Annotated in this window: 16 protein-coding genes; 11 read left to right on the forward strand and 5 right to left on the reverse strand. The window is 42.0% G+C overall.

Annotated elements, in window-relative coordinates:
• Positions 1 to 88 precede the first annotated feature (88 nt).
• From H70737_RS10665 to H70737_RS10685, 5 genes are all read left to right on the forward strand, one after another.
• Positions 89 to 1,726 carry a type 2 periplasmic-binding domain-containing protein gene (locus H70737_RS10665; protein ID WP_042187051.1) on the forward strand — a complete coding sequence of 546 codons (1,638 nt, stop codon included), beginning with the start codon at positions 89 to 91 and terminating at the stop codon, positions 1,724 to 1,726.
• 84 nt (positions 1,727 to 1,810) lie between these two features.
• Complete coding sequence (locus H70737_RS10670; protein ID WP_042187053.1) at positions 1,811 to 3,154, forward strand: glycoside hydrolase family 30 protein; 1,344 nt, start codon at positions 1,811 to 1,813, stop codon at positions 3,152 to 3,154.
• 114 nt (positions 3,155 to 3,268) lie between these two features.
• A complete protein-coding gene (locus H70737_RS10675; protein WP_042187055.1) occupies positions 3,269 to 3,697 on the forward strand; it encodes a hypothetical protein in 429 nt (142 codons plus the stop codon).
• Positions 3,698 to 3,824: 127 nt separating this feature from the next.
• Positions 3,825 to 4,256, forward strand: a complete 432-nt coding sequence (locus tag H70737_RS10680; RefSeq protein WP_042187057.1) for an RrF2 family transcriptional regulator — start codon at positions 3,825 to 3,827, stop codon at positions 4,254 to 4,256.
• Positions 4,257 to 4,497: 241 nt separating this feature from the next.
• Positions 4,498 to 4,872: a DoxX family protein gene (locus tag H70737_RS10685; RefSeq protein WP_042187059.1), complete on the forward strand. Its 375-nt coding sequence runs from the start codon at positions 4,498 to 4,500 to the stop codon at positions 4,870 to 4,872.
• Positions 4,873 to 4,962: 90 nt separating this feature from the next.
• Here H70737_RS10685 and thiD read toward each other — a convergent pair whose 3' ends face one another.
• On the reverse strand, positions 4,963 to 5,775 hold the full coding sequence (gene thiD, locus H70737_RS10690) for a bifunctional hydroxymethylpyrimidine kinase/phosphomethylpyrimidine kinase (protein WP_042187061.1): 813 nt from the start codon (positions 5,773 to 5,775) through the stop codon (positions 4,963 to 4,965).
• A 168-nt stretch (positions 5,776 to 5,943) separates the two neighbouring features.
• Between thiD and H70737_RS10695 the strand changes: the two genes are divergently transcribed.
• Positions 5,944 to 7,038 (forward strand): glycosyltransferase family 2 protein, encoded by a 1,095-nt coding sequence (locus H70737_RS10695; RefSeq protein ID WP_042187063.1) that lies wholly within the window; start codon positions 5,944 to 5,946, stop codon positions 7,036 to 7,038.
• Between the two features lie 64 nt (positions 7,039 to 7,102).
• On the opposite strand, the gene H70737_RS10700 is transcribed toward H70737_RS10695, so the two are convergent.
• Both H70737_RS10700 and H70737_RS10705 read right to left on the reverse strand, forming a co-directional pair.
• Positions 7,103 to 8,713, reverse strand: a complete 1,611-nt coding sequence (locus H70737_RS10700) for a response regulator transcription factor (protein WP_042187065.1) — start codon at positions 8,711 to 8,713, stop codon at positions 7,103 to 7,105.
• An 18-nt stretch (positions 8,714 to 8,731) separates the two neighbouring features.
• Positions 8,732 to 10,450 (reverse strand): sensor histidine kinase, encoded by a 1,719-nt coding sequence (locus tag H70737_RS10705; RefSeq protein ID WP_042187067.1) that lies wholly within the window; start codon positions 10,448 to 10,450, stop codon positions 8,732 to 8,734.
• 257 nt (positions 10,451 to 10,707) lie between these two features.
• On the opposite strand from H70737_RS10705, the gene H70737_RS10710 reads away from it, so the two are divergent.
• The 4 genes from H70737_RS10710 (at position 10,708) to H70737_RS10725 (ending at position 15,908) form a co-directional block, all read left to right on the forward strand.
• Positions 10,708 to 12,312 carry an extracellular solute-binding protein gene (locus tag H70737_RS10710; RefSeq protein WP_042187069.1) on the forward strand — a complete coding sequence of 535 codons (1,605 nt, stop codon included), beginning with the start codon at positions 10,708 to 10,710 and terminating at the stop codon, positions 12,310 to 12,312.
• 81 nt (positions 12,313 to 12,393) lie between these two features.
• Entirely contained in the window at positions 12,394 to 13,317 is a 924-nt protein-coding gene (locus H70737_RS10715; protein WP_042187071.1) for an ABC transporter permease, read from the forward strand.
• 17 nt (positions 13,318 to 13,334) lie between these two features.
• The gene (locus tag H70737_RS10720; RefSeq protein ID WP_042187073.1) at positions 13,335 to 14,258 is read left to right on the forward strand and encodes a carbohydrate ABC transporter permease; all 924 of its coding nucleotides are present in this window, start codon (positions 13,335 to 13,337) and stop codon (positions 14,256 to 14,258) included.
• A 45-nt stretch (positions 14,259 to 14,303) separates the two neighbouring features.
• Positions 14,304 to 15,908: an extracellular solute-binding protein gene (locus H70737_RS10725; protein WP_042187076.1), complete on the forward strand. Its 1,605-nt coding sequence runs from the start codon at positions 14,304 to 14,306 to the stop codon at positions 15,906 to 15,908.
• 108 nt (positions 15,909 to 16,016) lie between these two features.
• Here H70737_RS10725 and H70737_RS10730 read toward each other — a convergent pair whose 3' ends face one another.
• Entirely contained in the window at positions 16,017 to 17,360 is a 1,344-nt protein-coding gene (locus H70737_RS10730; protein ID WP_042187078.1) for a glycoside hydrolase family 30 protein, read from the reverse strand.
• Positions 17,361 to 17,486: 126 nt separating this feature from the next.
• On the opposite strand from H70737_RS10730, the gene H70737_RS10735 reads away from it, so the two are divergent.
• The gene (locus H70737_RS10735) at positions 17,487 to 18,290 is read left to right on the forward strand and encodes an AraC family transcriptional regulator (RefSeq protein ID WP_081951089.1); all 804 of its coding nucleotides are present in this window, start codon (positions 17,487 to 17,489) and stop codon (positions 18,288 to 18,290) included.
• Positions 18,291 to 18,300: 10 nt separating this feature from the next.
• Here the strand turns inward: H70737_RS10735 and H70737_RS10740 are convergent, their stop codons facing one another.
• Positions 18,301 to 19,347: a glycosyltransferase family 4 protein gene (locus H70737_RS10740; RefSeq protein WP_042187080.1), complete on the reverse strand. Its 1,047-nt coding sequence runs from the start codon at positions 19,345 to 19,347 to the stop codon at positions 18,301 to 18,303.
• Positions 19,348 to 19,374 lie beyond the last annotated feature (27 nt).

The following is a 19,374-nucleotide window of genomic DNA, read 5'->3' on the forward strand; positions in this document are numbered from 1 at the left end:
TGTACGAAATGATCCATCGGAAGTGTAGCTTGTACTATCAGATCTACACTTCCGTTACTACCAAAACTTTTTTAGGGGGAAACAAGGGATGAACAAAGCATTTGGGAAAAAAGGACTCAAACTTTGTACTGCGCTTATGGCTGTTGTATTGGTATTTACGGGTTGTGGATCGAAGGGTAGTTCTGATAACTCCAGCAAAGAATTAAGATCCATTGAAGGGCGATATACAATTGACCCAGAAACACCAGCTTGGAAGCTTGATAAAAAAGAAGAAACTACGGATCTCACTTGGTATGTAAATGCGGATTGGTGGAACACAGACTTTGGTAAGGACCTCGTTACTAAAAAGATTAAAGAGGACCTGAACATCAATATTAAATTCATTACTGGGGACGACACGAAGTTAAATACTATTTTTGCCGGTGGCGAAATGCCGGATATGCTGACTATCTTTGATTCGAACTCACCAGTGGTACAAAAAGCCGCAACTTGGGCATTGCCTTTGAATGATCTGGCGGATAAATATGATCCTTATTTCAATAAAGTAGCAGCAAAAGATACGATGAACTGGTTCCAATTAGCAGACGGTAAGACTTATGGCTATCCTAACTATTCTAATACGCAAAACGATTTTGACAGCGGTAACATTCCTGCTAAAACGGCATTTGTAATCCGCAAGGATGTTTACGAAGCGATAGGAAAACCAAGCATTGGAACTCCTGAAGAATTCAAGAGTGTTATGCAGCAAATCAAAAAGCAATTCCCGGCAATGATTCCTTTTGGTTTTAACTCTATTGGCACAGGCACTGGTTCTTTGGGAGATGTTCTTCAGGATTTCATCGGCGTACCGATGGAAACCGAAAATGGTGAATTCTACAACCGTAACCTAGATGAGGATTATCTGACTTGGTTGAAAACATTAAATGAAGTCTACAGAAATGGTGACATCAGCGATGACAGCTTTGCAGATGACGGGACGGCTTTTGAAGAAAAATTGAAATCCGGTAAATATGCAACGCTGATGCTCGATGGAACACCTCAACAAAGTGGTAACCTGCAAATCTTCATGACAGAAAATCCAGACAAAGAATATATCGCTATTGATGGACCGCAAAGCACAGTTGGACATGAGCCAACGTTGAATCAGTCAGGAATTACAGGCTGGATGATTACCTATGTCACTAAAAAGGCTAAAGACCCTGCCAAAGCGATTCAGATCTACACTTATCTATTGAGTGAAGAAGGACAAAAGCTTATGAACTATGGTATTGAAGGGGAAACCTATAAGGTTAACGAAGCGGGTAAAATTGAATTTTTACCTGAAATCAAAGATCTTCAATTGAATAATGCCGATAAATTTAAAAAGGATTACCGGATGGGCGAATTTATGTTCTTTGGACATGACCGCGATAAAGCTCTAAGTAATGACGCATTCGCAGATTCTATTAAACAAATGCAAGAGTGGGGTAAAGGAAAGCTGAAACCACACTTTATTCTTGAAAATATCAACCCGGCTCAAGGAACGCCTGAAGCTCGTAGCCTATCTGCAATCGATACAAATTGGAACACTACGCTTGTGAGTATGATTCGTGCTAAGGATGAAGCAACATTTGATAGCACCTTGGCTGCTTACAAATCATTCTTGAAGGATAACAACTGGGATAAGATCGCAGAAATTCGCACTGAAAAAATGAAGAGCAACAAAGAAAAATTAGGTCTTAAATAAGTAAAAGGCTGGATGGGGCCCCTTTACCGGGGCCTTATCATACAGAAACATAGCAAAATATATAGAAAAGTGGAGGGAAACAACATGACAAAACTTAAAATTTATCAATCTACAGGGGAAAATGAATTGTTCGTAGAGCAAACGCTAGAACAATTGACTCCAATGGCTTCAGATGAGCCGGTCACTACTGTAAACCTCGATGAGAATCAAACCTTTCAGGAAATGGATGGCTTTGGGGCATCCTTTACGGATTCATCCGCCTACTTGATTAACCAAGTCCTGAATAATGAACAGAAAAAAGAAGTCATGAGCAAGCTTTTTGATTCCCAAGATGGAATTGGCTTGTCCGTATTAAGAAATCCAATGGGAGCATCGGATTATGCTAGAGATATTTATAGCTATGACGATATGCCTGCTCAGGAAACGGATACAGAATTAACTCATTTCTCCATCGCACATGATGAAGCTGATATTATCCCTTTGTTACAACAAGCATTGGAGCTTAATCCTGAGATCAAGCTGATGGCTTCACCTTGGAGTGCACCAGGCTGGATGAAGACTAGCGGATCTATGATTGCTGGTGAGCTTAAACATGAACATTACCAGGCTTATGCCGATTATTTTGTACGATACATTCAAGCCTTTGAAAAGCACGGTCTGCCAACTTATGCAGTAACACCGCAGAACGAGCCTCTGTTTGAACCAAAGCACTATCCAAGTATGTTAATGCTGCCTGAAGCGCAAAGAGATTTCATTAAAAACTATCTCAAGCCTAGCTTCGTGAAGCACAACATCAACACAAAAATTCTTTGCTACGATCACAACTGGGACCGTCCAGATTATCCACTAACGGTGCTGGATTATGCGAAAGATGAAGTGGACGGTGTAGCTTGGCACTGGTATGGCGGGAATGCGTCAGCACAATCAGAGGTTCTAAAAGCTTTCGCGGATAAAGAAGTGCATTTTACAGAAGGTTCTGGTGGGGAATGGATTCCTCCGTTTGAACAAGCCTTCTCGAATGTCATGAGAACAGGGATTGATATTCTCAGAAACCATAGTAAATCCTTTGTCTTGTGGAATATGGCCTTAGATGAGAAGAACGGTCCAACTGTACCGGGCTTTGGCAAAAGTACTTGTCGCGGTGTGGTGACGGTCAACCAAGAGACTAAAGAACTTACGTATACGTTGGACTACTATGCACTGGCACATTTCAGCAAATTCATACGTCCTAAGGCTGTGCGTATTGACGTTTCCACTAATCAAGAAGTGATTCGTTCCGTAGCTTTTAAGAATACAGATCACTCCATTGCGGTTGTTCTGTTCAACGATAGTGAAAAGGACGAGAATGTAGCTGTGAAATTGCAGGGCAAGGATGGTTTATCGTTCCGTTTGGCCTCTAAAAGTGCCTTATCTATTTTAATAAAATAATGTGTGTATGAAGTGCTCGAATTTTGATTCGAGTACTTTTTTTTGCCGAAAAACGCATAAAAAATCAGTGTTCGTGAATCTTAAACGCATACCTATAGCGAGGAGATATGAGCATTGAATAGAAAGCTTTTACTGACACTGCTAGTTCTGTGTTTAATGATTACTGGTGGTTCTAGTATTTTTGCTGTTACAAGTGTTTTACCCTTAAAGAATGAAACACCCAAATGGGCGGTGGAGCTTCATAAAAGTAAACTGCCTTCGCCACAGCCGGAAAAATATAAGAGCTACGAGCTATTAGTCACTAACTTAAGTGAAGATACCATAGATGTAACGTTTGAGTTGTACCGACCAATGCAGGATCCTAATCAGGAGCAAATCATCTTAGTAGATCCATTTAGCTATGCTATGCAGCCGAATGAGACGGTTAGCTTTAGCCATTTTTTTATAATGAATGGGGCAAAAGAACTGGAAGTCGTTCTCTCGTGGAATGATCAGAATAGACGTAAGCATAAACAAAGTATTAAATTTACTGGTTTTGAATAGTTGATCGGAGAAATACTAAATATTACAGGGCAATTTCCAATGGGATGTGCCCTCGTTGGTTTGCTCCATCCCTTGTTATACTCTATAATGTGCTTTATATAATTGCAGTTGAAAGGGGAGATGGGGCATGAGTACAGCTAATCGCGGAGTGAACATCGGACCTCCCCGTTTTAAAATAGCGGTACATTCCATCGTTTGGCTGGCTAAAAGCGGAAGCATTTTATCTAGTGCAATGATTGCAAGCCAAGTCAATTCACACGCGACCTTTATGCGTAGAGTGATGCAGTCTTTGGCAACTGCGGGAATCGTGGAGTCCAAAGGTGGAAGAGAAGGCGGGTACGTTCTTCTGAAATCTGCCGATGAGATTACACTGGGAGAGATTTATGAAGCAGTTAGTACAACGACGGAGGAGTTAGAAGTGGATATGGCCTGTGGAGCAAGTGCTTTGCTCGATGTAGAGCTTGAAAAAATTCTCCAGGAGACAGAACAACGGACCATTCAATATTTACGCCAATATACGATTACTAATGTGATGGAGCGGGTAGAGTTTTTTTCTTAATATTTTAATTTTCAATAAAAAAGGTACTGGTAAAATATTTATTAAGCTACTATAATAAAGTGAGTTGCAGTCGGCACTGCAATTTTATTTTGTAGGTATTGTGCTTGAGGTGAGCACATATAATAGCAAGGGGGAATAAACAAAGCGGAGTAGCGTAAGTAACATCTATTGTTTAGCAGTGGGTTCATGTACTTTAATATGTGCTTATTATAGTTGCAAATTATTTTAGGGAGTGATGATCATGAATATTGTATCCATCGTATTACAAAGCTTGTTGATACTTGCTTTCGTTATGGCAGGGTCGGGAAAAGTAGCGGGTTCAAAAATGCACGTGGATAACTTTAAAAAATGGCGTTTACCACAATGGTTTCGAGTAGTAACGGGTCTAGTTGAGATTGTGGCAGCGGCAGTATTGGTTGTTGGCTACTGGGAGCCTAGCTGGGCAGCAGCAGGCGCACTTATACTTGGCGTTACAGCTATCGGCGGAATTCTGGTTCATATACGCGAAAAAGATTCGTTCAAAGAGACGTTTCCGATTATCCTGCTTGGCGTGTTAGCAATTATTGTATTTTTCATCCGTCTTTCCGATCTGGCTGATTTTCCAGGGTTTAAGTAATTATACTCACCCAATAAAAAAATGGCAGTTCAGTGCTGAAATACAGCATCTGGACTGCCATTTTTGTTTCAGGATCTGTAGCTTAGGGTTCTAACGTTCTAAACGATAGCCACCATGAAATACAGGACCCACATATTCATTGAACGCAAAGCCATTGCGAATGGCAGCGGAGACAAAATCTTTAGCTTTTGCTACAGCTTCATGAACGGACAGACCGTTAGCTAAACCGCCTGTAATGGCAGCGGCAAAGGTACATCCAGCCCCATGATTGTGAGCAGGCTCGATTTTGGCTGTTTGAAATACGGTGTACTCAGCACCGTCGAAGAAGACATCAATCGCTTGATCGCCCCCGAGTGCTTTGCCGCCTTTAACCACGACATTACTTGCTCCGAGCTTATGAATCAGACGAGCAGCTTCTTTCATATCCTCTAGGGTAGAAAGTTTGCCAAGACCTGAAAGAACGCCAGCTTCAAACAGATTTGGTGTAACCACAGTGGCAAGTGGCAGCAGTAAATCACGAATAGCCTCCGCGCTGTCTGGGTTCAAGACTTCATCTTCACCCTTGCAGACCATGACCGGATCAATCACTACATTGGTCTGTAGATTTTCTTTGATCGCTTGCTCAGCAACACGCACAATTTCAACACTTCCCAGCATACCTGTCTTCATGGCATTTACTGGACCACCTGCGAAAATAGTTTTTAGCTGCTCAGCAACAATGGAGGCGTCAATTGGATAAACATTATGGTGCCAGCCGTTGTCCGGGTCCATTGTAACGATAGTTGTCAAGGCACTAAAGCCGTAGGTACCATACTCTTCAAATGTTTTTAGATCCGCTTGGATGCCTGCGCCACCACTGGAGTCGCTGCCTGCAATAGTTAGAGTTTTAATAATTTGAGTCATGGTAACGTCCCCTTTATATATGTCTGAATTTATAAACAACGCATTGCATTGATTATAACAAAAAATAGCACCTAAGTCTTTCTAAAAAGCAAGTGTAGGATTCCATTTCACTAACCCTGCATATCAATATAGAAAGAAATTTTAAACAAAACGCTTAGGAGGGCGAGTATGGTCACGATTAGTTTATGTATGATTGTACGAAATGAAGAAAAAAGCCTGCATAAATGTTTGTCTAGCGTTGCAAATCTTGTAGATGAAGTGGTTATCGTGGATACAGGCTCGACGGATAAGACTAAAGAGATCGCAATGTCCTACGGAGCTGTGATTTACGATTTTGAATGGATCGATAACTTTAGTGCCGCACGTAATTTTGCCTTCAGTAAAGCTACTCAGGAGTATATTTTGTGGCTGGATGCGGATGACTATATAAAGGAAGCGGATCAGATTCTGTTTAAAAAGCTAAAGGAGATTCTGCCAGGGCATTTTCACAGCGTGAACATGCAGTATAATTTGGCTTTTGACGAGGCGGGGAATGTCACAGCTAGCTTGCGTCGGAATCGGCTAGTTCGCCGGAGCTGCAATTTTCAATGGATTGGCCCAGTACATGAATATCTAGAGGTAAGTGGCCCTTCCTTTAGTAGCGATGTCTGTATTACCCATGAGAAGGATAAGGAATATACAGACCGTAATTTGCGGATTTACCAAAAAAGAGTGGCCGAGGGTGAAGCATTCTCTCCAAGGGATCAGTATTATTATGCGAATGAATTAAGGGATCATGCTATAAATGAAGAGGCTTGCAAATACTACGAGCTGTTTTTGGCGGGTGGACAGGGCTGGATAGAAGATAATTTTCAAGCTTGCTTAAGGCTTGCCGAATGCCGGGAACGGCTGGGGGATAAAGACGGTGCATATGAAGCATTATGCAGAACGTTACAGTACGATAAACCACGTTCAGAGTTCTGCTGCCGACTTGGGGCCCTTCTATTGGAAAAGGGTCAATTGCACCCAGCAACATACTGGTATGAGCTTGCGATACAGCTGCCACGGGATAACGATTCGATGGGGATGAAAAATGGGATTTTTTATACCTGGCTGCCGCATCTCCAATTGGCACTCTGTTATGATCGCCTTGGCCAACACGAGTTAGCGAATCATCATAATGAAACGGCGTTGAACTTTTATCCGTCCCATCCTAGCATGTTATATAACCGCACTTATTTTAAAAATCTGCTTGGCGACAAATATGTAGCGATTCAAGCTTAACAAAAATGCCCCCAGTAGTCATGATTTTGACTCTGGGGGTTTTCGTCGTTAAGACACCCTCTTTTTAATATGCTGGATTGTATTGTTGTTCTTTTTTGTAATCGTTGGGAGGGAGTCCAACCTCTTGTTTGAACAGCTTAGAGAAATAGGAGTAGTTGTTATAGCCAACCTTGTTTGCGACAGTATAAACAGACATATTTGTGGTTTCCAATAGATGCTTTGCAGCCGCGATTCTAACTTGGATGACGTAGCTGCCTAATGAAACACCAGTTTCTCGTTTGAATATTCTTGCCAGATAATCAGGATTGAGGTAGACAATTTCGGCCAAATCATTTCGTGTCAGATCATCACCGTAATGCGAATGAATGTATTGTTTGATTTCCTCCGCGACGGATTTGGTCTGTGCGGCAAACTCACGGTATTTCATCGCTGTAGTCACTAGATATTTAAGATATTCTTCCATATCCTCGATCGAGTTCAGAGAGTGCAAGGATAATTTATCGTTAGTTTTGCCGGAGTATAGTTTGTGTGACCGTATCCCTTTGAGGTTGAGAAATGAATAGACTAGCTGAACAATATCTAAGCGGAACAAGCTAAGGACAGAGGTCTCCAGAGTTCTATTGTTAAGCATAACCCTTAGAGATTTCGTAACTTCCTCAAGAAAAGTAGTAAACTGATTCTGGTTCAGCAGCTCTTCCAAATAGACAAGATCCGGTGGCGTATAGCCAGTTTTATTTTGATAGAGATAGGCTTCCACTAAAAAAGTCTGATTTCTGCATCTCGTAATTTCCTCATCCATGCGAAGCGATTGTTTCAGAACATTCCCCACATGATTCAGTTTATCGTATAAACCAATATTGCAGCAGACGTCGCATTTTAAATAAGGAATCGCCTTTTGAATAAAGGAAGAGCATAATTCTTCAAGCAAGGACGTGTCGGGTGTCTGATTCCATTTTAATATGGCGATCCAATTATAATCTTTATATTCCAGAATACTCTCGATGGTAAAGCAAGGACTCTGTAACAATTCATATAATACGTTCAGCAGAGCAAAATCAAAAAGATCCTTCTCTTCTTTTCCCATACTGCCGTTGTAAGGAAATAGGTTAAAGATTAAAGGCTGCAGAGTGTCACTCATTTGATAGGAGAGGTTCTGTTCCTCAATGGCAAGGGTGATGTCCGCTAATTTAATCGGAAATGATGTGCTTCCACTAACCAACTTACGCCAAAAATGCTCGAGAATCTTCGCTTGGTTTTTTTGCCAAAAGTAACCGCCTTGAATGGCTTTTTCATTTCTTTGCTGCTCTTTAGCCTGTGTGACAGCCTTATGGATAATCAGCATCAGCTTATCAAATTCGATGGGCTTCAGAAAATATTCAAAGCTTTGCAATTCAATCGCTTTCTGGGCATAGTTGAAATCCGCATAATTAGTAAGAAGTATAGTCTGAATACTATAATTCCCTTCGCGAATCCATGCCAGTAATTCCAATCCGCTGCCCTGAGGCATTTCAATATCCGAAATTAGAATTTGAATAGAATGCTTTTCTATTATTTCACGTGCCTGAGCGACATTATTTGCTGTATAGACAGTATCAATGTGTAACGATTCCCAATCTATTCTCTTTTGCAATGCAGCAATAACATAAAAGTCATCATCAACAAGCAGTACATTCATAGTTAGCTCTCCATTCATTTAGATTTTTTTAGGAAGCTCCGGAAGAGATAAGATTACACTAGCGCCGCCGCTCTCCAAATTGGAAAAGGTGATAGTTGCTCTTTTTAAATAGAGATATTCCAGCCGTTTAAGCGTATTCATAATACCGATCTGCATACCGTTGCTTTGATCCAAGGGCTCACCAAGATTAAGCTTCTCTAACACTTGCGGTGGAAAACCGGGACCGGTGTCGGTGAGCTGGATAACGAGCATGTCTTCCTCTTCAATCCGTAATCGCTGGACTGTAAGCCTGATCTCTACTTCATGTTCTCGTGAAATCGCATATTTAATAGAATTTTCAATGAAGGTTTGCAGCACTAATGGCGGGATTTCCACACAGCTTGCCTGATCCTCTTGCTCAATATTGTAAATAAATGCATCCTGATATCGTTGCTTTTGAATCTCTAGATAGGTTCGGACATGTTCAATTTCATCCTCCAGCCGGACAAAATTCTCACCATTTTGAAAAATATAACGGAAATATTTCGACGTAGATAACGTCATATTCTCAATTTCTTTATACATTTCAATTTGGGCCATGCTATAGATGCTAGTCAGGCAATTTAAGAAAAAGTGGGGCTTGATCTGTAGCTTCATATAATCCAGTTGTATCCGCTGCTTCTCCAGTTCCTGCTCGTACATAGCGATTTTGAAGGTTTTGATTTGATCAACTAAATCTTTAAACTGTGTGTTTGCTTGTTCCAGCTCTATAATCTCACTGCTTTTGAAATCTGCGGGTTGCCCAGCCTCATTAATGAAAGCAAGGTTCTCAGAGAAGCTTTGAATCGGGCCTAGTACTCTTTTCTTGAAAAACAGCAGGACGATGCATAAAGTGGAAGTGACAATGAAGAAGAGTAACATTATAAGCAGCTGAGCAATGATGATTTTTTCGAATATGCCATATTTAATGACCATTTTAGTGCTAAAGGTGGTGTCTGAGAAGGCGCTGTTGATTGTTGTACGCGATTGCAAAAGATTTGAGAAGCCTCCCTCTTCCGTTATCAGCTTTCCGCTGTTCGATATGGGACTCGATAAAGGCTGTTCATTCTCATCTACGAGAGAAACATAACCATTGGCACCCAAATTAATTTGGCGTAGAGGACGGATCAGATTATCGGCGGAGATCAGTCCAATTAAATAACGATTGTAATAGGGAACGATATTAATCACGTAGTAGTGGTTGTTAACAAGGATTGGCGTCCATTTGGAATAAAACTTCTCATACATCTCCTTATCATCAATATAAGAAATAATCTTCGTTTTGAGCTGCCTGTAATCCGTATAGGTCACACTGATCGGTGCACAATTTAAAAAGTAGTTCTCATTTTTCAAATAGTAGAAAAAGTTGTACTCATGTCCGTAGTTTTTTTGCAGCTCGGTAAAGCGTTTATGCAGATTATCATTTGCCTTCAAGAACTCGATACTGTTGACCCCGTAAGTATTCATCGCAAGCAAGCTCTCATCGTTCCCAAGCGTCCAGCCCATATAGTGATTAATGTAAGCGAAATCATGATTGATACGATTAATGTAGAGTGCCGCAGTATCCTGTAAATTTCGAGTGGACTGTTGCTTAACGATAGAAATGGAAGTAATGCTGATCGCTAAATCCAGAATGAGGACTGTGAACGAGACTGCCATCATGACTTTTATATAATGACGAATGGGGTAGGTTTTGTGCTTCGCTGTTTTTTTGTTCATAAAATCATTATAAGACCTCTGCAGGAAAAATACAGGAGAACTCACTAGCGATTTACCGCAAAGTCCGGAAAGCACATACAGAAGTCGGGATACTGTTATTAAGTCCCTTCAAGCGAAGGCTTTTGATTTTGTGTTTTTTGTAAGCGGATTCAAAGGTCTGGATAACCGTCTTAAAGGGTCCGGAATACGAAAAAATAAGACGTTATGATTAAGCTATTCAGATAATCTTTGATTAATTGAAATGGGGGATTAAGAGGATGAGTCAACACAGTAAGAAAAAGACGGCAAAGAAATGGACTGTGGGTCTGCTGGCGGCGGCTATGGTATTTGGTATTGCTGGCTGCGGTGGAAAAGACGGGAATAATGCTGCAACTAGTGAGACGAGCAGTTACAACAAAGAAGGTCTGCCAATTGTTAATGAGCCTGTAACACTCAAGGTGCTGACCGTACGTTGGGGAAGCATGGGAGACACGTTTACGCAGAACCAATGGCTGAAGGATCTGGAGAAAAATACAAATGTCAAAATCGAATGGCAAGTGATGTCCTCCAATGACTGGGCCGAACAGAAGTCCATTCTGCTGGCTAGCGGTACGCTTCCAGACATTATCCTCGGAAATCAAACCTTCGGAGATTCTGATATCGTTAATAATCTAAGCTTTTTCCGGCCGTTAGATGATTATATTGAAAAAAATATGCCAAATCTTAAAGCGGCCATGGAAGAAACGCCTGAGTTGAAAAAAATCAGCACTTTTCCTGACGGGAAAATCTATTCACTGCCAACAAGACTTCCATCGCGTCCAAAAAGCTCTCGTCAGCCTGTGATTAACAAAACTTGGCTCGATAAATTGGGCCTGAAGGCTCCTGAAACGATTGATGAGTTATACAACGTACTTAAAGCTTTCAAAGAACAAGATCCAAACGGAAATGGCAAACAAGATGAGATTCCTTTTATTGAAATTGGGAATGACTTGATCAGTCCTTTCGGAATTGCCGACTTGAATAACAACAATATGATCATCAAGGACGGAAAAGCGATCTATTTCCCTGTTTCGGAGGAGTTCAAAGAAGGCCTTAAATGGGAAAATAAATTGTATGCGGAAGGTTTATTAGATAAAGAGGTATTCACTCAGGATGATACGATGAGATCGGCGAAGTTCCAAAATCCGGATGCTCCAATCGTAGGCTTTACGTATCAGTGGACCCCGGACGCTGTGTTTGGTAAATGGAGCGATCAATATGTGACGATTCCACCGATTGCCGGACCGGATGGTAAGCGTTATACAATCGGTAATCCAATTGGGATGAGTCTTAACCGTAATGAACTGCTGATTACTACTTCGAGTAAGTATCCAGAGGTTGCTGCGCGTTGGGCAGATCAGTTCTACACGAACGAAGCGAGCATTCAGAATTTTTGGGGTGCGATTGGAACTGTAATTAAGAAGAATGATGACAGCACCTATACATTGATGGATCCACCAGCTGGAACCAGCGCAGATGCCTGGTATTGGGATCAGTCTCTTCGAGATTTCGGACCGAAATATGTGAGCCCGTCCTTTGAACAGAAAATCGTTCTTAATCCTGAAAGTGGAGATGGACTGAAGCTGCAGCTGGATAAGCTGGGTAGTGAATTTGTAACAGAGCCTTTCCCTAACGTTATGTACACCTCCGATGAGTTCGAGGAGCTGCCAACCTTGACCACGGATATCGACGGTTATGTGAATACAATGCGCGCTCAATTTATTAGCAAAGGCGGAATTGACGAAGGCTGGGATGATTATGTCAAACAGCTTAATAAAATGGGGCTTGAAAAGTTAGTTAAGATTCGCACAGATGCTTACAGTCGTTATATGAGTGTGAAATAACCTATTCGTCTTTCGAAAAAGGTGCTGCCCTACATAAATTTGTGGGGTAGCATTCTCTATTTTTAATAAGGAGGGGATGTTATGAAATCTGATCCAATTCATTTGAGTCGGAAACTCGGACAAATCAAACAAAACTGGGGTTTATATACGTTGCTTTTTCCTGCAGTAGTCCTTACGTTATTATTCGCATATAAACCCATGTATGGGGTGCTCATTGCCTTTAAGGATTATAGCCCGGCGTTAGGAATAGGCGGAAGTCCATGGGCCGGATTCAAATACTTCGAGAAGTTTTTTAATTCCTATCAATTTTCTGCCACGATCAAAAATACGCTAATCATCAGTGTGTACAGTCTGATTACGTTTCCGATTCCGATTATACTTGCGCTGATGGTTAACCAGATGAGACCAAACCGTTTCAGACGGTTTTTTCAGACGGTATCCTATATGCCACATTTTATCTCAACCGTAGTTATGGTGGGCTTAATGATGATTCTGTTCTCACCTAGCACCGGCCTACTGGGCAATGTATATAGTCTTTTTGGAAAAGAAGCTCCTGATCTAATGGGCTCTGCCGGATTATTCAGCAGTGTGTACGTCTGGTCGGATGTGTGGCAGCATGTCGGCTGGGACAGCATTATCTTTATCGCTGCTCTCTCTGCTGTTGATCCTAGTTTGTATGAGGCTGCAACCGTAGACGGCGCAAGTCGGATGCATAAAATTCGTTACATCGATATTCCGATGCTGATGCCAACAGCGATAACATTGCTTATCCTGCGGGTCGGGGGACTGCTAGGGGTTGGATTTGAAAAGGTGTACTTAATGCAAAATGACTTGAACATCACTTCAAGTGAAATTCTGTCTACTTATGTCTACAAAATTGGTCTGCTCAGCAGTCAGTATAGCTTTTCGTCGGCGATCAACCTGTTCAACACGGTCATTAATTTTATTTTATTGATCATGGTCAATCAGATTTCTAAAAAGTTAAGCGAAAATAGCTTGTGGTAGAAGGGAGGAGCATTGAAATGGGAGGCTTAGAGACGGCGACTAAAGGAAATGTAGGAAAAATAAAGAAGAATCGCTCCTCAGATACTATAATGGAAATTGTGATGTACGTTATATCAGCAATTTTTCTAATCATCCTGATCTATCCGCTGTATTTTATCGTCATTGCTTCGTTTAGTGATCCTTCTGCGGTTGCTGGAGGTCAAGTTTGGCTATTTCCTAAAGGGTTTACCTTTGATGGTTATAAAGAGCTGCTTCGTCATGAGAATATTTGGATCGGGTATTGGAATACCATCCTGTACACGGTGGTTGGGACTGCAATCGGTTTAGTAGTTAATATTTCAGCTGCCTATGCGTTATCAAGAAAGGACCTTGTGGGGCGGAAATACATTTCGCTGTTTTTCATATTTACAATGTTCTTTAACGGGGGGTTGATTCCTACTTTTTTAACGGTTCGTGATTTCCATCTCTATGATACTTTCTTGGTAATGGTACTTCCTTTCGCAGTTGGAGTTTTTAATATCATAGTGGCACGAACTTTTTTCCAGACTAGTATTCCGGGCGATTTATGGGAAGCAGCGCAAATTGATGGATGTGGCAATCTCCGTTATTTTGCACAGATAGTTCTACCGTTGTCGAAGGCTATTATTGCAGTGTTAGGTTTATGGATCGCTGTAGGTTATTGGAATTCATATTTTAATGCCTTGATTTATTTGAAAAATCCTAATATGTATCCTTTGCAGCTGATCCTGCGAAATATTCTGATTACCAATCAGATGCAGTCTGGTATGGGGACCGGAGAAGCCGCACAAATCGCGTTACGGCTCGCAAATATGATGCGGTATTCGGTTATTATCGTAGCAACTGTTCCAATTATGTGTGTATACCCATTTGTGCAAAAATACTTTAACCAAGGGGTAATGATCGGCGCAGTGAAGGAATAAGCTCTTCTACTTTTCAACTAACATTTGTGAGGGAGCAAGACCGTAATGAAAAAGCAACCCAAAAACAGTATCAATAGAACAATCACCGTCATTCTTCTAGTTACAACGTTGCTTGCTAGCCTTACAGCCTGTAAAGGGGATAAAGGGGTAAACTCTGTTGAATCTGATCCGGGTCAATTTCATAAAGAAGGTTTGCCAATCGTGGATAAGCCCATGACGCTGAAGGTTCTAACGGTTCGGTGGGGAAGCATGGGAGATAACTTTATCCAGAATCAATGGCTGAAGGATTTGGAAAAAAATACGAATGTCAAAATCGAATGGCAGGTGATGTCTGCTAATGATTGGAGTGAGCGGAAGTCCATTATGCTGGCAAGCGGTACACTTCCAGATATCATTTTAGGGAGTGAGACCTTCGGAGATTCGGATATCGTCAATAATTTAAGCTTATTCAGGCCGCTTGATGACTATATCGAAAGCTATATGCCTAACCTCAAAGCAGCCATGCAGGAAGAGCCTGAATTGAAAAAAATCAGTGCTTTTCCTGATGGGAAAATCTACTCTTTGCCTGCAAGATTACCTTTACGTCCTAAAAGCTCACGCCAACCCGTGATTAACAAAACCTGGCTGGATAAATTGGGATTGAAGATTCCCGATACGATTGATGATTTATACAACGTGCTAAAAGCATTTAAAGAACGTGACCCTAATGGGAATGGAAGGCTGGATGAGATACCTGTTATCGAAGTAAGTAATGATCTTATCAGTCCTTTCGGAATCACGGATCTGAACAATAACTTTATGGTCGTCCAGGACGGAAATGCGGTATATTACCCTGTTTCAGAGGCGTACAAAGAAGGGCTCAAATGGGAGCATAAATTGTTTGTCGAAGGTTTGCTTGATAAAGAATTATTCACGCAAGATGAAACGATGAGATCAGCCAAGTTTCTTAATCCGGATGCTCCTATCGTAGGATTCTCGTATCAGTGGACGCCGGATGCCGTATTTGGCAAATGGAGTGATCAATATATCACGATTCCTCCGATTGCAGGACCGGATGGTAAGCGCTACACCATAGGAAATCCGTATGGAATGAATCTGGAGCGCAACGAGCTGCTAATTTCCACTTCTTGCAAATACCCAGAGATTGCTGCCCGCTGGGCTGATCAGTTCTACACCAATGAAGCAAGCATTCAAAATTTCTGGGGAGCGATAGACACCGTTATTAAGAAAAATATTAACGGTTCTTATACATTGATGGACCCACCGATGGGTACCAGTGCTGATGCCTGGTATTGGGATCAATCACTCCGGGATTTCGGGCCGAAATATGTCAGTCCAGAGTTTGAAAAATCCATCTTTCTAAACCCAAAAACCGGAGATGGACTGAAGCTGCAGCTCGATAAGCTGGGAAGCGATTATACAACGCCACCTTTCCCTGATGTAATGTACACCGCTGAAGAGTTTCAGCTGCTGCCGACTTTGACTACGGACATCGATAGTTATGTCAATACAATGCGTGCTCAGTTTATAATTACAGGTAAAATTGACGAGGGCTGGGCTGATTATGTGAAACAGCTGCGGGGAATGGGACTGGAGAAGCTGGTTAAAATTCGTACCGATGCTTACAGTCGTTATGTGAATGTAGAATAGAGTATTATGTGAAATACTGACGGCTAGGCTGTAACATCCTATTTCACTTATTTAAACAAAGGAGGTTCTCTCTATGCGAGTGGCATAAAGAGAACCTCCTTATTCTTTTTACTTTATTAGCAGGGTTTGAATGGCATGAGCCGGAATCATGTTCTCAGCCAAGTTGTTATGGAAGCGCAGGGTGAAAGGAAGCTCTTGTTCCGTGCGGTTCATAACGATAACAGCAATGGTGCCATCTGGGTTACGGAAAGCCGTTGTTTCAAGCTTATCAGTATATTTAGAGTGCCCAATTCGTTTAGCACCTGGGCGAATGTATTTACTGAAATGCCCGATGTAATAGAAGGAGCTCTCAAATATAATTTCATCGTTTTTCGTATCGCCAATAATTGGAGCATCGCAGTAGTTACCTACATGGTTAGGGCCCCCTTGCTCGTCCAAGACAATATTCCAGTCCGTCCAGCTTGACATCCAGTTGTTCAGGTTACCAATGATATCGTGGCCGTAACGTTCGCCTGTGTTCCATGAGCCGAGATGAACGCCACCTTCTTGGCAGCCTTCACTGAAGAACAGCTTCTTGTCTGGGAAGCGATCATGAACGGCCGATAGGGCTTCGAAGTGATCTCCGGAGTACCAGTGGAAGCAAATTCCCCAAATGTATTTGGAAGCTTCTTGATCTTCAAAAGCAACCTTGGCACGATCATACACGCGCTCCTTGTTATGATCCCAGATCATAACCTTTACATGAGCCAAACCGGCTTGTTCCAAGGCAGGTCCCAAGTAATCACGAACAAAATCTTTTTCTTCTTCGGCAGTATAAAGGCAAGAATCCCAGATTTGAACAGCCTTCGCTTCATTCTGAACACTAACAGCCCAAATATCGATGCCTTCAGCTGCGTAAGCCTGAATATATTTTACGAACATGTTGGCCCAAGCCTCACGGTATTCAGGCTTAAGAGCTCCACCACCGTTCATTTGACCGTTCGTTTTCATAAAAGCTGGCGGACTCCAAGGAGAGGAGAACAAACGGAAATCTTCACCAACAGCTGTTGCAGCATTTTTGATTAGGGGGATAATTGACTCTTGATCTCTGGAAATATCGAACGATCGGAGCTCTGCATCGCCTTCTTCTACATAAGCATAGTTGCCGAGTGAGAAGTCACAGCTCTGGATATGCGAGCGGCAAAGAGTATACCCAATTCCGTGCTCAGGATCAAAATAAGCGTCGATGATTTCTTTTTGTTTAGCTTCACTTAGTTTAGCGATGGTAACAGCAGAAGCCTCGGTAAGTGCACCACCGAAACCTTCCATTTCCTGATACTCCAGATCATCATAAATATTGATGAGCTCTGATTCGACGCCTGATGTATCGGGGAGGAAGATCAGAGGGTCTTTTTCTGTCAGACGGTCGGTAGTTTCTTTTGCTGTTTGAATGACGCGGACAATTTTACTCATAGTGGTTGGTAACCTCCTGTACATATAAATTCTGTCTTTATTATAGAAGGAGATTCACTGCTCTTTGAAGAAACAATATGGCTAAGAACCTCAACGATCTGGTCATCGACTACTTAGAGAAGAGGAGTGAATGCTATAAAAACTAATAGTGTCCAAATAAGCCTATGCGGCTTTATTCGCCATACTCAGCCTTTTCGGCAATTATATCGCAGTGGGCTGGATACCTATATCATCAGGCTGCAAGCAGAAGGGGAGTGTGAAGTACTGATCGATGGGGACATGGTATCCGTGGTGCCTGGTGATCTGTTATTATTTAAGCCTCAAGATATATATGATCTGAGAATCGGGGAAAAGAAGAGTCCGCTGGGACATAGTGTGGACTATTTTGTAATGTGTACAGGGGAATGGGTGGATCAGTGGTGGAACCTGCGCGAAAGACCGAAGAAGGTTAGAATTGCGGATGATGGCAAGCTGCAAAGTATATGGCAACAGCTTGATCTGGAGAATAGAAGACTAGATGGGGGTAGCTCTGAAATACTTGAGGCGCTGTTTAAAGCGCTATGTCTGCTGTTAGATCGGGCAATGGAAGAAGCACCTGCATCATCATCAGCCTCACTGTTACACGGGCTTAAGATGAAGAGTTATGTAGAGGAGCATGCTACATCAGAAATCAGGCTAAAGGATGTAGCTGCCCATGCCGGAATTAGTGTAACGAGGGCCGTACATGTATTCAAAATTCAATTCGGCTACTCTATTATGCAATATGCTGGGCAAATTCGGCTTGCTATGGCACTTCGATTAATGGACAACACCAATTATACCTTAGAGCGAATAGCAGAGGAGACGGGGTTTGGAAGCTACACCTATTTCCACAGGGTATTTCGGGAACGTTATGGCGTCTCACCAGGCAACTATCGTAAGAGAGAGTAGCTTCACTATTTTAAGATCGTCTAGTTTTTAACAAGAAGTCCCTAACCGCTTGCTCAAATAACCTGACACTATTTGCCCATGTCCATTTGAGGGAAGATCTTTCACCTTGTACGGCTAATTTAGTTCTTAAGTTTGGGTCTCGAATTAGGCGGATGACATCTTCACCAAGCCGATTCTCGTACCGATAGGAGAGCAGGCAATTCTTCTCGTGATTTGCGTATTCCATATTTCCGCCTGAATAAACACAGACGAGTGCTGCGCCACACCGCATGGCTTCAAGCCCCGGCAAAGAACCCGTATCAAAAATACTAGAACTAACAAAGATATCTGCACCGTTGTAATGGTAACAGAGCTCCTCATCATTAGCAGGTGTGAAGAATCGATATTTGCCAGTAGCTTTCATTCTTTGGAGAACTTCTGAAGTATTGAACTCGTCGGGCGGACTGATAAAGTTAATATTTACATTGGGACATTGATTTTTCACGTGATCCAGCTGCTCTATAAGATAGTCTTGCTCACGGTGCCATGAGAATCCACGTTCTGCTTTTCTTAATATAGCTGTTATGTTTAAAGGCTCCTGAAGACTGTAACGGATATTCATATTCTTGAAGGAGGAGCTAATGCCAATGGGCACGATTTTTCCTGTGATCCCATGATTTAAACGAATCAGCTCCTGCTGCCAATGCGATAAAACAATTAGATGCTCTGTGACATGATAAGAAGGGAACGACAGCGAACTATCTGGTAAAAAGGGGGGTTCATAACATAATGACAATCTTACATGAATTCCTTTTCCTTGATTGCTAGCTGCTTGAGAGGTAGGGACTGTCGTATGGAAATTAGAAACAATAACATCGCCTATGGGATAGTCCTGTTCTTGAAGCTCCATATGTGTGGAACGGATTAAGGTGGAGCGGACATCATAGGAAACAACCCCATCCACAGGCATGAGGATAGTAACCTGATGCCCCATAGCTGTTAGCCCATTGGCGAGTTCTACCAGCATGCGTTGAGCTCCACCATGAGATAAGGTCAGAATAGGGAATGTGAATCTCATCGGTAATCCCGTCCCTTCCAAGTTAGG

The sequence above is a fragment of the Paenibacillus sp. FSL H7-0737 genome (assembly GCF_000758545.1).
In the GTDB taxonomy this organism is placed as follows: Bacteria; Bacillota; Bacilli; order Paenibacillales; family Paenibacillaceae; genus Paenibacillus_AQ.